The 737-nt window shown below is 68.1% G+C and carries 1 protein-coding gene; it reads left to right on the top strand.

Annotation, left to right across the window (positions count from 1 at the left end; all coding sequences use genetic code 11):
• Nucleotides 1-33: 33 nt before the first annotated feature.
• The coding region (locus FOS14_RS24525; RefSeq protein WP_143773434.1) for a DUF222 domain-containing protein at nucleotides 34-737 on the top strand (704 nt) is incomplete at its 3' end.

Genomic DNA, 737 nt, shown 5'->3' with positions numbered 1-737 from the left:
GCACTCGAACGTTTGTTCGGGTATGATCTTGGTATGTGGGGTAGGGGGAGTTCTTCGACGGCGGCCACCGAGGCGGATCGGGTGGTGTTGGCCGAGTTGGCCGCCGACGCGGTCATCGAGAATCGGGCCGCCTACCGGAAGGTGAGCGCCTGTGCGGGGTTGTGGGAGGCCTGGATCGAACGCGACGTGCAACTGGGCAACGGCGATTTCCACGATTGCGGCAACAACGCGCTGGCCGAGATCGGGCTGCGGTTGGGCTGTTCACGCACCATCGCCGAGAACACCGCCGCGCTCGGGATGGATCTGCGGTTGCGCTACCCCCGGTTGCGGGCAGCGTTCGCGGCCGGCGAGTTGGATCAGGCTAGGGTCGCGGCCGCGGCCGGGCGGATGTGCGGATTCAGCCTCGACACCGTCGCCGCGGTCGAGGCCGAAGTACTCGCCGCCGCCCGCACCCTGTCGCCGGGGCCGTTGGGCAGCGAGATCGACGCCATCTTGATGCGCACCGCCCCCGACGAATACGCCGAACTGCGCGCCGACACGAAGATGTTCCGCAAGATCAGCAAACGCGCCCTCGGTGACATGGCCCGGTTGCAGGTGGATCTGGAACCCGACGAAGCCGAAGCCGCCTGGCAGCGGGTGTGCGAGGTCGCCGACACCGTGTGCCGGTATGACCGCCGCGCCCGCCAATACCGCCTCGCCGACGCGTTCACCGCCATCATGCACGGCGAAACCGCCCT

This window comes from Skermania sp. ID1734 (assembly GCF_007489285.1).
GTDB lineage: Bacteria > Actinomycetota > Actinomycetes > Mycobacteriales > Mycobacteriaceae > ID1734.
This window is presented reverse-complemented; position numbering and strand designations above follow the sequence as displayed.